Raw genomic sequence first — 13,116 nt, 5'->3', positions numbered from 1 at the left:
TAATGTTTTTCCGCCAAGACACCTGATGAAATCTTTGCAACTCGGCTTGCCCGGCCTGTTGCACGGGGGGCTGTCACAGGGGCGGATGGGCGGATGCTTCAGCATATCAAGCCAGATCGGGTAGAATTGGGAATGTTCGTCCACGGCTTTGTCGGCTCGTGGTTCGATCACCCGTTCTGGCGCAAGAAGTTCCTGCTCGAAGACGAGGACGACCTGCTCAAGATCCGTCAGAGCAAGGTCGAGGCCGTGATCGTCGACGACGAGCGTGGCGCGGCCCCGAAGATCGATCGCCCCAGCCTGACACCGGTGGAACCCGAGCCGGTCCGTCGTCTGGCGACCCAGCCCAATCCCATGACCGCGCGGTACACCCCGCCTTCGGTCGCGGCCAAGAGCACCGGCTTCAAGCAGGAGGCCAAGCGCGCTGCCAGGATCGTCGAGAAGTCGAAGAAGCAGGTCGGCGCGATGTTCGAGGCCGCGCGCATGGGGCAGGCGATCAAGATCAAGGATGTCGCGCCGCTGATCGACGAGATCCGCGAGTCGGTGGAACGCAACAACAAGGCGTTGACCAATCTCGTCCGGCTGAAGTCGAAGGACGAATATACCTATATGCATTCGGTCGCGGTATGCGCGCTGATGATCAACATGGCGCGGAAGCTGGACCTGGACGACACCACGATCCGCCATATGGGCATGTCGGGGCTGCTCCACGATCTGGGCAAGATGGCGGTGCCGCAGATGATCCTCGACAAGACGGGGCGGCTGACCGACGAGGAATTCTCGACCATCCGCACGCATCCCGAACGCGGCCATGCGCTGATCGGCGACAATCCCGAAGTGCCCGACATGGCGCGCGACGTGTGCCTGCATCATCACGAAAAGATCGATGGTACCGGCTATCCGTTCGGGCTGGCGGGCGACGAGATCAGCATGGCCGCGCGCATGGGCGCGATCTGCGATGTCTATGATGCGGTGACCTCTAACCGCCCCTACAAGGACCCGTGGACCCCGGCGATGGCGCTGGGCCGGATGGGCCAGTGGCAGGGCCATTTCGACGAGCGGCTGATGGGCGTGTTCATCAATTCGCTGGGGCTCTATCCCGCTGGCGGGCTGGTCAGGCTCAACGACCATCGCCTGGCGCTGATCGTCGACAATTGCCCCGAGGAACTGATGGCGATCCGCGTGCTGCCCTTCTATTGCACGTCGAGGCTGCAGGAGATCAAGCCGCAGGAGCTGATCGTCCGGCCCGACCAGGGGCCGCAGATTCTGGGCATCGAACGCCCCGATTTCTGGCATTTCGAGGATTGGGCAGCCTTGCGCTCCTCGGTGCTCGCCAAGGCGCAGGGCCTTTCCGCAGCGGCTTGACCGCGCGGCCAAACACCGCTAAGGGCCGCGCTTCGATCGCCGGGGCCTTCAGGGCCGCATCGACCGAAACCAAGCAGAACACTGGCGCAAGGTGCGGGTGGGCAACAGGCGGAGCCTCCACCATATCGGCGTGCGACACCATCGCATGACGGTCACGTATCGGGCGGCAGAGTAACCTCATACTCTACCAACCAGGTGAAGAGAAACATGCCAACGATCAACCAGCTGGTCCGCAAGGGCCGGGTGCCCCAGAAGGCGAAGTCCAAGGTGCCCGCAATGGATGCAAACCCGCAGAAGCGTGGCGTTTGCACCCGCGTCTACACGACGACCCCGAAAAAGCCGAACTCGGCACTGCGCAAGGTGGCCAAGGTCCGTCTGACCAACAGCCGCGAAGTCATCACCTACATTCCGGGTGAAGGCCACAACCTGCAGGAGCACTCGGTTGTGCTCATCCGCGGCGGCCGCGTGCGCGACCTTCCCGGTGTGCGCTATCACGTGCTGCGCGGCGTCCTCGATACCCAGGGTGTCAAGGACCGCAAGCAGAGCCGTTCGAAGTACGGCGCCAAGCGTCCCAAGTGATCCTCACGGGGTGAGGATCATCCCGGAAAAATCGCCAAAAGCGATTTTGTCCGGGATCCATTTCTCCCCCGCTTGAAGCTCAGGCTTTTTTCAGGAGTTACCTATGTCTCGTCGTCGTCGCCCGGAAAAGCGCGTCATCCTTCCCGATCCCAAGTTCGGGGATCTGACGCTCTCGAAGTTCATGAACAACCTGATGCTGGACGGCAAGAAGTCCGTCGCCGAACGCATCGTCTATGGTGCGCTGGAAACCATGCAGACCAAGGCCAAGGCCGACCCGCTGCCGATGTTCCACGATGCGCTGAACAACGTGAAGCCCGGCATCGAAGTGCGCAGCCGCCGCGTCGGTGGTGCGACCTACCAGGTCCCCGTCGAAGTGCGTCCCGATCGCGCCCAGGCTCTCGCCATCCGCTGGCTCATCGCCGCTGCGCGCAACCGCAGCGAAACCACGATGGCTGCGCGTCTGTCGGGCGAACTGCTCGATGCCGCCAACAATCGCGGCAATGCGGTCAAGAAGCGTGAAGACACGCACCGCATGGCCGAAGCGAACCGTGCCTTCTCGCACTATCGCTGGTAATATGTGCCCTCTCCCCTGACGGGGGGGAGGTCGCAGCAACCGTGTGTTGCCGAAAAGGGGAGGGCGCACCATATCGGTGTCGTCACCCCCTTTTGACTAAGGAGCAGGTTCGTGTCCGGGCCTGTTCGAGATGCCCTCTTCCGTTGGTGGAGAGGGGAGTGAGCTGCATCCCGTCATGAGCCAATTCGCGCTGGTCAAAGCGCCGGGGCTTCATTATAGGGCGCGGCAAATTACGCCCCCAAATCTTGGAGTTTGAGATCATGGCACGCAGCCATCCCCTGGAGAAGTACCGCAATATCGGCATCATGGCCCATATCGATGCGGGCAAGACCACCACGACCGAGCGGATTCTCTATTATACCGGCAAGTCGTACAAGATCGGTGAAGTGCACGACGGCGCTGCGACCATGGACTGGATGGAGCAGGAGCAGGAGCGCGGCATCACGATCACGTCGGCTGCGACGACCTGTTTCTGGAACGATCACCGCATCAACATCATCGACACCCCGGGCCACGTGGACTTCACCATCGAAGTCGAACGTTCGCTGCGCGTGCTCGACGGTGCGGTCGCCTGTTTCGACGGCGTGGCCGGCGTTGAGCCGCAGTCGGAAACCGTGTGGCGCCAGGCGGAAAAGTACCGCGTGCCGCGCATGTGCTTCGTCAACAAGCTGGACCGCACCGGCGCGAGCTTCGAGCGCTGCGTCGACATGATCCGCGACCGTCTGGGCGCGCGTCCGCTGGTGCTGTATCTCCCGATCGGCATCGAAAGCTCGTTCATCGGCCTGGTCGATCTGGTGCACAACCGCGCGATCATCTGGCAGAACGAAGCGCTGGGCGCGAAGTTTGACTATACCGACATCCCCGATGATCTGAAGGATGCCGCCGAAGCCGCGCGCGCCGAGCTGATCGAGACCGTCGTCGAACAGGACGATGCGGTGATGGAACAGTATCTCGAAGGCAACGAGCCCGACGCCGACACCATCAAGAAGCTGATCCGCAAGGGTACGCTGAACTTCTCGTTCGTGCCCGTGCTGTGCGGTTCGGCGTTCAAGAACAAGGGCGTGCAGCCGCTGCTCGACGCCGTGGTCGACTATCTGCCTTCGCCGCTCGACATTCCCGATGTGGAAGGTGTCAAGCTCGACGGCGAGACCAAGGACACCCGTCCGCCGGCTGACGATGCGCCGTTCAGCGCGCTGGCGTTCAAGATCATGAACGACCCGTTCGTCGGAACCCTGACCTTCGCCCGCATCTATTCGGGCAAGCTGGAAGCCGGTACCTCGGTGACCAACTCGGTCAAGGACAAGAAGGAAAAGGTTGGCCGCATGCTGCTGATGCATGCCAACAGCCGCGAAGACATTTCGGAAGCCTATGCCGGCGACATCGTCGCTCTGGCGGGCCTGAAGGAAACCACCACCGGGGACACGCTGTGCGCTTCGAACGCGCCGATCATCCTCGAGCGGATGGAATTCCCCGAGCCGGTGATCGAACTCTCGGTCGAGCCCAAGACCAAGGCCGACCAGGAGAAGATGGGCGTGGCGCTCAACCGCCTTGCCCGCGAAGACCCGTCGTTCCGCGTGTCGTCGGATGCCGAAAGCGGCCAGACGATCATCAAGGGCATGGGTGAACTTCACCTGGAAATCCTGGTCGACCGCATGAAGCGCGAATTCAAGGTGGAAGCGAACGTGGGTGCGCCGCAGGTGGCGTATCGCGAATATCTCGCCAAGCCCGTGGACATCGACTATACCCACAAGAAGCAGTCGGGTGGTTCGGGTCAGTTCGGCCGCGTCAAGTTCAAGCTGACGCCGGGCGAGCGCGGATCGGGCATTACGTTCGTCGACTCGGTCAAGGGCGGTAACATTCCGAAGGAATATATCCCCGCGGTCGAGAAGGGCATGCGCGAGACGGCGGCTTCGGGCTCGCTGGTCGGCTTCCCGATCATCGACTTCGAGATCGACCTGTATGACGGTGCGTATCATGACGTCGACTCCTCGGCGCTGGCGTTCGAAATCGCAGGCCGTGCCGCCATGCGCGAAGCTGCGCAGAAGGCCGGCATTAAGCTGCTCGAGCCGATCATGAAGGTCGAGGTGGTGACGCCGGAAGATTATCTGGGCGACGTCATCGGCGACTTGAACAGCCGTCGCGGCCAGATCCAGGGCACCGACACGCGTGGCAACGCGCAGGCGGTGGAAGCGATCGTGCCGCTCGCAAACATGTTCGGATACGTGAACCAGCTGCGTTCCTTCACCCAGGGACGTGCGCAGTACACGATGCAGTTCTCTCACTATGACGAGGTCCCGGCGAATGTCGCGGCCGAGGTCAAGGAGAAGCTGGCATAAGCCGGGCATAATCGCTATAGGCGCTCGACCTTAGCCCGCCGAATCGCGCTGACCGGCGCGTCGGGCTTTCATTAGGGTGTTGACAGTTTTGGGCAGTCCGGCCAGAGCGCGGCCCGGACTATCCCACAGATAGTAAAGAACGAAGGTAGGAAAAAATGGCCAAGGCTAAATTTGAGCGGACCAAGCCGCACTGCAATATCGGTACCATCGGTCACGTCGACCATGGCAAGACCACGCTGACCGCAGCCATCACCAAGGTGCTCGCTGAAACCGGCGGCGCAACCTTCACCGATTATGCGAACATCGACAAGGCTCCCGAAGAGCGCGAGCGCGGCATCACCATTTCGACCGCACACGTCGAATATGAAACCGAAGCCCGTCACTATGCGCACGTCGACTGCCCGGGTCACGCTGACTATGTGAAGAACATGATCACCGGTGCCGCCCAGATGGACGGCGCGATCCTGGTGGTGAACGCTGCTGACGGCCCGATGCCGCAGACCCGCGAGCACATCCTGCTTGCCCGTCAGGTCGGCGTGCCCGCTCTGGTCGTGTACATGAACAAGGTCGACCAGGTCGACGACGAGGAAATCCTCGAGCTCGTCGAACTCGAAGTTCGCGAACTGCTCAGCTCGTACGACTTCCCCGGCGACGATATTCCGATCGTCAAGGGTTCGGCTCTGGCCGCTCTGGAAGGTCGCGACGACAATATCGGCAAGGACTCGATCAACGCGCTGATGGCCGCTGTTGACTCGTACATCCCCCAGCCGGCTCGTCCCGTCGACAAGCCGTTCCTGATGCCCGTGGAAGACGTGTTCTCGATCTCGGGTCGTGGTACCGTTGTGACCGGCCGCGTCGAAACCGGCATCGTCAAGGTTGGCGAAGAAGTCGAAATCGTCGGTCTGAAGGACACCCGCAAGACCGTCGTGACCGGCGTCGAAATGTTCCGCAAGCTGCTCGACCAGGGTGAAGCCGGCGACAACATCGGCGCTCTCGTCCGCGGCGTTGCCCGTGAGGAAGTCGAGCGTGGTCAGGTTCTCTGCAAGCCCGGTTCGGTTACGCCGCACACCGAGTTCAACGCAGAAGTCTACGTGCTGTCGAAGGACGAAGGTGGCCGTCATACGCCGTTCTTCGCCAACTATCGTCCGCAGTTCTACTTCCGCACGACCGACGTGACCGGTGAAGTGATCCTGCCCGAGGGCACCGAGATGGTGATGCCCGGCGACAACGTGACGATCGGCGTGAAGCTGATCGCTCCGATCGCGATGGATCCGGGTCTGCGCTTCGCTATCCGCGAAGGTGGCCGTACCGTCGGTTCGGGGGTTGTCAGCACGATCACCAAGTAATATAGGGCCATCTCGCGGACGGAACTGATTCGTCCGGGAGATGGAATTTTTATAGGCCGCCCCGGCGTTCGGTCCCACCAGGGATCAACGGGTTTCTGGGGCGGTTTGTTTTTCGCTCTTTCGCATCGGTAAAGTGGTAATGGAAACGCAGAATATCCGTATTCGCCTCAAGGCATTTGATCATCGCGTGCTCGATCAGGCGACCGGCGACATCGCCGACACCGCCCGCCGCACCGGCGCTCTCATTCGTGGCCCCATTCCGCTGCCGACGCGCATCGAGAAGTTCACCGTGAACCGCGGCCCGCATGTCGACAAGAAGTCGCGCGAGCAGTTCGAGGTGCGCACCTACAAGCGTCTGCTGGATATCGTCCAGCCGACCCCGGCCACTGTCGATGCTCTGATGAAGCTCGAACTGGCCGCTGGCGTCAACGTCGAGATCAAGCTGGCCTGAGGCCAGTCCGCCCGGGCCCAGGTCCGGGCATCTCTGCCCGAAAGGGCAGGGGCCTAAGGGATACCGCGCAGCCATTGCTGCGGCTCTGGTCCCCCGTCTTTTCCCTCCCGCGGCTCGCAGGAGGGGAAAAGCCAACCCGGACGGGGTGATCATCAAAATTCGGGTTGGCCCTCAAGGTTCACGCCTTGGGGGTTTTTCGTTGGATACGCCCGCGAGCAATCACGCAGACGGGCCTCTATTGGGAGAATGATCATGCGCACTGGCGTGATCGCGAAAAAAGTCGGGATGACCCGCCTGTTTCAGGAAGATGGCCGGCACGTGCCCGTCACCGTCCTGTCGCTGGAAGATTGCCAGGTGGTTTCGGTGAAGAACCAGGAGCGTGACGGTTACGTCGCGGTCCAGCTGGGTGCCGGAGCTGCCAAGCCCAAGAACGTCAACAAGCCGCAGCGCGAGCATTTTGCCAAGGCAGAAGTCGCTCCCAAGATGCTGATGGCCGAGTTCCGCGTCGCCGACGATGCGATCCTCGACGTGGGTGCCACCATTTCTGCCAACCACTTCATCCCCGGTCAGCTGGTCGACATTACCGGCCACACCCAGGGTAAGGGCTTTGCCGGCGCCATGAAGCGCTGGGGCTTCGGGGGTATGCGCGCCTCGCACGGCGTGTCGATCTCGCACCGTGCCCATGGTTCGACCGGTCAGCGTCAGGATCCGGGCAAGGTCTTCAAGAACAAGAAGATGGCCGGCCACATGGGCGACCGTCAGCGCACCCAGCAGAACCTGGAAGTCGTCCGCACCGACGAAGCGCGCGGCCTGATCTTCGTCAAGGGTTCGGTCCCCGGTTCGAAGGGCGGCTGGCTGATGGTTCGCGATGCCGTCAAGGTTCCGCGCCACGCCGACGCTCCGTACCCCGCCGCGATCCGCTCTGCTGCGGGCAATAACGACAATGCTCCCGCCGACACGCCTGCTGAAGACGTGGCCGCTGTGGAAGCAACCGACGGCCAGGAGGGTTAATCGGTCATGAAGCTCAAGGTTCAAACCCTCGACGCCACTGCCAAGGGCGACATCGAACTCAACGATGACGTGTTCGGCGTGACCCCGCGTGCAGACATTCTGCACCGCGTGATCACCTGGCAGCTCGAAAACCGTCGCGGCACTGCCCGTGCGGCCCGCGAGCGCAGCGATGTTGCGCGCACCGGCAAGAAGTTCGGTCGTCAGAAGGGCGGCGGTACCGCTCGTCACGGCGATCGTCGTGCTCCGATCTTCGTCGGCGGTGGTAAGGCTCACGGTCCCCGCGTCCGTGACTTCAACCCGTCGCTCAACAAGAAGGTCCGCGCGCTCGGCCTGAAGATGGCTCTGTCCTCGAAGGTCGCCAGCGAGAGCCTGATCGTCGTGGAATCGCTGGATCTCGGCGAAGCCAAGACGAAGGCGCTGGCCGCTCAGCTCGGCAAGCTCGGCCTGGGCAAGAAGGCGCTGTTCATCGATGGCGATGCCGTGAACGACAATTTCAAGAAGGCTTCGGCCAACCTGATCGGTCTGAACGTGCTGCCCGCCGTCGGTGCCAATGTCTATGACATCCTGAAACACGATACGCTGGTGCTGACCCGCGCCGCTGTTGAAAAGCTGGAGGCCCGGTTCAATGGCTAAGAAATCCGACACCATCGATACCCGTCATTACGACGTGATCGTGGCCCCGCACATCACCGAAAAGTCGACGCTGCTCAGCGAAAGCAACTCGGTGGTCTTCAAGGTCAGCCAGGACGCCACCAAGCCGCAGATCAAGGCTGCGGTCGAAGCGCTGTTCGATGTCAAGGTCGTGGGTGTCAACACCCTCGTCCAGAAGGGCAAGACCAAGCGCTGGAAGGGTCGTCCCTATACCCGCACCGACATCAAGAAAGCCGTTGTTCGTTTGGCCGAAGGCCAGTCGATCGACGTCACCACCGGCGTCTGAGCGCGGTCGGCAAGCTGACAGGATACAGATATGGCACTCAAATCCTATAATCCGACAAGCCCGGGCCGTCGCGGCCTGATCCTTGTCGACCGCAGCGACCTGTACAAGGGTGGCCCGGTCAAGGCGCTGACCGAAGGCAAGCGCAAGACCGGTGGCCGCAACAACAAGGGTCACGTGACTTCGCGCGGCATCGCTGGCGGTCACAAGCAGCGTTACCGCATCGTCGACTTCAAGCGTCGCAAGCTTGACGTCCCCGGCACTGTGGAGCGGATCGAATATGATCCCAACCGCACCGCGTTCATCGCGCTGATCAAGTACGAAGACGGCGAACTGGCCTATATCCTGGCGCCGCAGCGTCTGGCTGTGGGCGATACCGTGATCGCCGGCGAAAAGACCGACGTGAAGCCGGGCAACGCCATGAAGCTGGCGCAGATGCCGGTCGGCACCATCATCCACAATGTGGAAATGAAGCCGGGCAAGGGCGGTCAGATCGCACGTTCGGCAGGCACCTATGCACAGGTCGTAGGGCGCGACCGCGGCATGGTGATGGTCCGTCTGAACTCGGGCGAACAGCGTTACATCCCCGGCGCCTGCATGGGCACCGTTGGCGCGGTTTCGAACCCCGACAACAGCAACCAGAACTTCGCCAAGGCCGGTCGCAAGCGCTGGATGGGCAAGCGCCCGCTGACGCGCGGTGTTGCCAAGAACCCGGTCGATCACCCGCATGGTGGTGGTGAAGGCCGCACCTCGGGTGGCCGTCATCCGGTGACCCCGTGGGGCAAGCCGACCAAGGGTATGCGCACTCGTAAGAACAAGTCGACCGACAAGATGATCATCCGGTCGCGTCACGCGAAGAAGAAGAGGTAAGTCATGGCTCGCTCCATCAAAAAAGGGCCGTTCTTCGACCTGTATCTGCTGAAGAAGGCAGAGGCGGCGCAGGACGCTGGCGGCCGTGCTCCGATCAAGACCTGGTCGCGTCGTTCGACGATCCTGCCGCAATTCGTCGGCCTGACGTTCAACGTGTACAACGGCCACAAATTCATTCCCGTGGCGGTCAACGAAGACATGGTGGGTCACAAGCTGGGCGAATTCGCTCCGACCCGCACCTTCCCTGGCCACGCTGCTGACAAGAAGGGCAAGCGCTAATGGGCAAGGCAAAATCTCCGCGCCGCGTGGGCGAAAATGAGGCACTGGCCGTCGGTACCACCATCCGTGGTTCGGCGCAGAAGCTCAACCTCGTGGCCGCCCTGATCCGTGGCAAGAAGGCCGAAGAGGCGATGAACATCCTGTCCTTCTCGAAGAAGGCCATGGCTGTCGACGCCAAGAAGGTCCTCGCGTCGGCTATCGCCAACGCGGAAAACAACCACAACCTCGATGTCGACGCGCTGGTCGTCGCTGAAGCGAGCGTTGGCAAGGCGATCACGATGAAGCGGTTCATGACCCGCGCACGTGGCCGTTCCAGCCGCATCGTGAAGCCGTTCAGCCGCCTGCGCATCGTCGTGCGCGAACAAGAGGAAGCGTAAGCCATGGGTCACAAGAGCAATCCGATTGGCCTGCGTCTGCAGATCAACCGTACCTGGGACAGCCGCTGGTTCGCCGAAGGTCGCGACTATGCGCGTCTGCTCAAGGAAGACATCGAGCTGCGCAAGTACATCATGAAGACGCTGCCCCAGGCCGCGATCTCCAAGGTGGTCATCGAGCGCCCGGCCAAGCTGTGCCGCGTCTCGATCTACGCTGCCCGTCCCGGTGTCATCATCGGCAAGAAGGGCGCGGACATCGAGAAGCTGCGCAAGACGCTGGAAGGTCTGATCGAAGGTGGTGAGGTCAAGCTCAACATCGTCGAGATCCGCAAGCCCGAAATCGACGCCAAGCTCGTCGCGCAGGGCATTGCCGACCAGCTGATCCGCCGCGTTGCCTTCCGTCGTGCGATGAAGCGCGCGATGCAGTCGGCGATGCGTCTGGGCGCAGAAGGCATCAAGGTGATGTGCGGCGGCCGTCTCGGCGGCGCCGAAATCGCCCGCACCGAGCAGTATCGCGAAGGCCGCGTTCCGCTGCACACGCTGCGTGCCAATGTCGACTATGCCGAAGCCGAAGCGCTCACCGCGTACGGCATCATCGGCATCAAGTGCTGGATCTTCAAGGGCGAAATCCTTGGACACGATCCGATGGCGCAGGACCGGCTGATGATGGAAGCGCAGACTTCCGGCGTCCGCCCGGCCCGCTGAGCCCAGAACAGACAGACAAGGTAGAGCATCATGCTGCAACCGAAGAAAATGAAGTTCCGCAAGGCTTTCAAGGGCCGGATCAGCGGCAATGCGCCGGGCGGAACGAGCCTCAATTTCGGGTCGTACGGCCTGAAGGCGCTGGAGCCCGAGCGGATCACCGCACGCCAGATCGAAGCCGCCCGTCGTGCGATCACGCGTCACATCAAGCGTCAGGGACGTTTGTGGATCCGCGTGTTCCCGGACGTGCCGGTGACCAAGAAGCCCGCCGAAGTCCGTCAGGGCAAGGGCAAGGGTTCGGTCGAATATTGGGCCGCCCGCGTGAAGCCGGGTCGCATCCTGTTCGAACTGGATGGTGTTCCTGGTCCGATCGCCGCGGTGGCGTTCGAGCGTGCTGCGATGAAGCTGCCGATCAAGACCAAGGTCGTGGCGCGCCTGGGCGATACGTCGCACCTGGGAGGTGAGTGATGAGCAAGATTTACGAAGACCTTCAGCAGAAGACCGACGATCAGCTGACCGCTGAGCTGGGTGCGCTGAAGAAGGAAGCGTTCAACCTGCGCTTCCAGGCCGCGACCAACCAGCTGGAGCGCCCCGCGCGCGTCCGCGAAGTGCGTCGCACGATTGCCCGCATCAAGACCCTGCAGAGCGAGCGCGCTCGCACTGCAGCAAAGTAAGGAGGCCGATATGCCGAAACGAGTTCTGACCGGAACGGTGGTCTCCGACAAGGGCGACAAGACCGTGGTGGTGAATGTCGAGCGCAAGGTGAAGCACCCGCTGTACGGGAAGATCATCCGTCGTTCGAAGAAGTATCACGCGCATGACGAGAACAACAGCTTCAAGGAAGGCGAAACCGTCCGCATCGAGGAGACGGCTCCGATTTCCAAGCTGAAGACCTGGAAGGTGCTGGATCGGGTGAACACCCACAAGGCGCCCGAAGCTTCGAGCGAAGCGTAAGCCATTAGGAACTGCCGGACCGGTTCCGGCAAGCCAGACAAGAAGGAAACGGATCCATGATCCAGATGCAATCCAATCTTGATGTCGCTGACAACAGTGGCGCGAAGCGCGTCCAGTGCATCAAGGTTCTCGGCGGATCGAAGCGTCGCTTCGCCGGCGTGGGCGACATCATCGTCGTCTCCGTCAAGGAAGCCGCGCCGCGCGGCCGCGTGAAGAAGGGTGACGTGCACCGCGCCGTCATCGTGCGCACCGCCAAGGACGTGCGCCGCGCCGACGGCAGCGTCATCCGCTTCGACAGCAACGCTGCCGTGCTCATCAACAAGAACGATGAGCCCATCGGCACCCGTATTTTTGGCCCGGTGGTCCGTGAGCTGCGCGCGCGCAAGCACATGAAGATCATCTCGCTGGCTCCGGAGGTGCTGTAATCATGGCGAGCGCTAAGATCAAAAAGGGTGACAAGGTCGTCGTCCTGTCCGGCAAGGACAAGGGCCGCAACGGCACCGTTACCAAGGTGATGCCGAAGGACGACAAGGTCGTCGTTTCGGGCCTGAACGTGATGGTTCGCCATCGCAAGCCGAGCCAGGCAAACCCCCAGGGTGGCCTGGACCGCGTCGAGGCTCCGCTGCACATTTCCAAGGTCGCTGTTGCCGACCCGAAGACCGGTGCGCCCACGCGCGTTCGCTTCGAGACGGTCGACGGCAAGAAGGTCCGCGTGGCCGTGAAGTCCGGGGAGAAGATCGATGGCTGATAAGTACGTGCCCCGCCTGCGTCAGCGCTATGACGACGTCATCGCCAAGGCGATGCAGGAAAAGTTCGGCTACAAGAACCCCATGCAGGTTCCCAAGCTGGAAAAGATCACCATCAACATGGGTGTCGGCGAAGGCAGCCAGGACAAGAAGAAGGTGACCACCGCCGCTGCCGAAATGGAGCTGATTGCCGGCCAGAAGCCCGTGATCACCAAGGCGCGCAAGTCGATCGCCCAGTTCAAGCTGCGCGAAGGCATGCCGATCGGCTGCAAGGTGACCCTGCGCAAGGAGCGCATGTACGAGTTTCTCGATCGTCTGGTGACGATCGCGATGCCGCGCATCCGCGACTTCCGTGGCCTGAACCCCAAGAGCTTCGACGGTCGTGGCAACTATGCCATGGGCCTGAAGGAGCAGATCATTTTCCCCGAAATCAGCTACGACCAGATCGACGCTGTGCGTGGAATGGACATCATCGTGACCACGACCGCCAAGACGGACGATGAAGCGCGCGAACTGCTGCGCCTCTTCGGCTTCCCGTTCCCGGTTGAGGAAACCCAGGAAAAGGCGGCGGCTTGATTGCCCTCCGTCTCGCATTTTA

19 protein-coding genes are annotated in these 13,116 nt (G+C 61.9%); all 19 read left to right on the top strand.

Annotated features, from left to right (window positions below; genetic code table 11):
- Positions 1-93: 93 nt before the first annotated feature.
- The 19 genes from AX735_RS06155 to rplE all read left to right on the top strand — a co-directional run bounded on the left by AX735_RS06155 (position 94) and on the right by rplE (position 13,094).
- Positions 94-1,362, top strand: a complete 1,269-nt coding sequence (locus tag AX735_RS06155; RefSeq protein WP_082750958.1) for an HD-GYP domain-containing protein — start codon at positions 94-96, stop codon at positions 1,360-1,362.
- A gap of 207 nt (positions 1,363-1,569) precedes the next feature.
- Positions 1,570-1,941 (top strand): 30S ribosomal protein S12, encoded by a 372-nt coding sequence (gene rpsL / locus AX735_RS06150; protein ID WP_017670439.1) that lies wholly within the window; start codon positions 1,570-1,572, stop codon positions 1,939-1,941.
- Between the two features lie 103 nt (positions 1,942-2,044).
- Entirely contained in the window at positions 2,045-2,515 is a 471-nt protein-coding gene (gene rpsG, locus AX735_RS06145) for a 30S ribosomal protein S7 (protein WP_066277234.1), read from the top strand.
- Positions 2,516-2,775: 260 nt separating this feature from the next.
- A complete protein-coding gene (fusA, locus tag AX735_RS06140; protein WP_066277315.1) occupies positions 2,776-4,851 on the top strand; it encodes an elongation factor G in 2,076 nt (691 codons plus the stop codon).
- 155 nt (positions 4,852-5,006) lie between these two features.
- Positions 5,007-6,197, top strand: a complete 1,191-nt coding sequence (tuf, locus tag AX735_RS06135; protein ID WP_060979870.1) for an elongation factor Tu — start codon at positions 5,007-5,009, stop codon at positions 6,195-6,197.
- Positions 6,198-6,336: 139 nt separating this feature from the next.
- Positions 6,337-6,648, top strand: a complete 312-nt coding sequence (rpsJ, locus tag AX735_RS06130; RefSeq protein ID WP_017670443.1) for a 30S ribosomal protein S10 — start codon at positions 6,337-6,339, stop codon at positions 6,646-6,648.
- Positions 6,649-6,900: 252 nt separating this feature from the next.
- Positions 6,901-7,659, top strand: a complete 759-nt coding sequence (rplC, locus tag AX735_RS06125; protein ID WP_066277313.1) for a 50S ribosomal protein L3 — start codon at positions 6,901-6,903, stop codon at positions 7,657-7,659.
- Between the two features lie 6 nt (positions 7,660-7,665).
- A complete protein-coding gene (gene rplD / locus AX735_RS06120; RefSeq protein WP_066277227.1) occupies positions 7,666-8,292 on the top strand; it encodes a 50S ribosomal protein L4 in 627 nt (208 codons plus the stop codon).
- Entirely contained in the window at positions 8,285-8,596 is a 312-nt protein-coding gene (locus AX735_RS06115) for a 50S ribosomal protein L23 (RefSeq protein WP_060979872.1), read from the top strand. Before rplD ends, AX735_RS06115 begins: the two co-directional genes overlap by 8 nt.
- A gap of 30 nt (positions 8,597-8,626) precedes the next feature.
- The gene (rplB, locus tag AX735_RS06110) at positions 8,627-9,463 is read left to right on the top strand and encodes a 50S ribosomal protein L2 (RefSeq protein WP_060979873.1); all 837 of its coding nucleotides are present in this window, start codon (positions 8,627-8,629) and stop codon (positions 9,461-9,463) included.
- Between the two features lie 3 nt (positions 9,464-9,466).
- A complete protein-coding gene (gene rpsS / locus AX735_RS06105) occupies positions 9,467-9,742 on the top strand; it encodes a 30S ribosomal protein S19 (RefSeq protein ID WP_023837785.1) in 276 nt (91 codons plus the stop codon).
- On the top strand, positions 9,742-10,119 hold the full coding sequence (gene rplV, locus AX735_RS06100; protein WP_060979874.1) for a 50S ribosomal protein L22: 378 nt from the start codon (positions 9,742-9,744) through the stop codon (positions 10,117-10,119). The genes rpsS and rplV overlap by 1 nt, the downstream gene beginning before the upstream one ends.
- Positions 10,120-10,122: 3 nt before the next feature.
- Positions 10,123-10,821, top strand: coding sequence for a 30S ribosomal protein S3 (rpsC, locus tag AX735_RS06095; RefSeq protein WP_023837783.1), 699 nt, complete (start codon positions 10,123-10,125; stop codon positions 10,819-10,821).
- Between the two features lie 30 nt (positions 10,822-10,851).
- A complete protein-coding gene (gene rplP, locus AX735_RS06090; RefSeq protein ID WP_031318020.1) occupies positions 10,852-11,286 on the top strand; it encodes a 50S ribosomal protein L16 in 435 nt (144 codons plus the stop codon).
- Complete coding sequence (gene rpmC / locus AX735_RS06085) at positions 11,286-11,492, top strand: 50S ribosomal protein L29 (RefSeq protein ID WP_023837781.1); 207 nt, start codon at positions 11,286-11,288, stop codon at positions 11,490-11,492. The genes rplP and rpmC overlap by 1 nt, the downstream gene beginning before the upstream one ends.
- A gap of 10 nt (positions 11,493-11,502) precedes the next feature.
- Complete coding sequence (gene rpsQ / locus AX735_RS06080; RefSeq protein ID WP_023837780.1) at positions 11,503-11,772, top strand: 30S ribosomal protein S17; 270 nt, start codon at positions 11,503-11,505, stop codon at positions 11,770-11,772.
- Positions 11,773-11,828: 56 nt separating this feature from the next.
- Positions 11,829-12,197, top strand: coding sequence for a 50S ribosomal protein L14 (gene rplN, locus AX735_RS06075; RefSeq protein ID WP_023837779.1), 369 nt, complete (start codon positions 11,829-11,831; stop codon positions 12,195-12,197).
- A gap of 2 nt (positions 12,198-12,199) precedes the next feature.
- Complete coding sequence (gene rplX, locus AX735_RS06070; RefSeq protein WP_023837778.1) at positions 12,200-12,520, top strand: 50S ribosomal protein L24; 321 nt, start codon at positions 12,200-12,202, stop codon at positions 12,518-12,520.
- Entirely contained in the window at positions 12,513-13,094 is a 582-nt protein-coding gene (rplE, locus tag AX735_RS06065; protein ID WP_034515879.1) for a 50S ribosomal protein L5, read from the top strand. The genes rplX and rplE overlap by 8 nt, the downstream gene beginning before the upstream one ends.
- Positions 13,095-13,116 lie beyond the last annotated feature (22 nt).

The organism is Blastomonas sp. CCH1-A6, from assembly GCF_001556365.1.
Classification (GTDB): domain Bacteria; phylum Pseudomonadota; class Alphaproteobacteria; order Sphingomonadales; family Sphingomonadaceae; genus Blastomonas; species Blastomonas ursincola.
The sequence above is the reverse complement of the archived record's forward strand: the minus strand, read 5'-3'. Positions and strand labels throughout refer to the sequence as shown.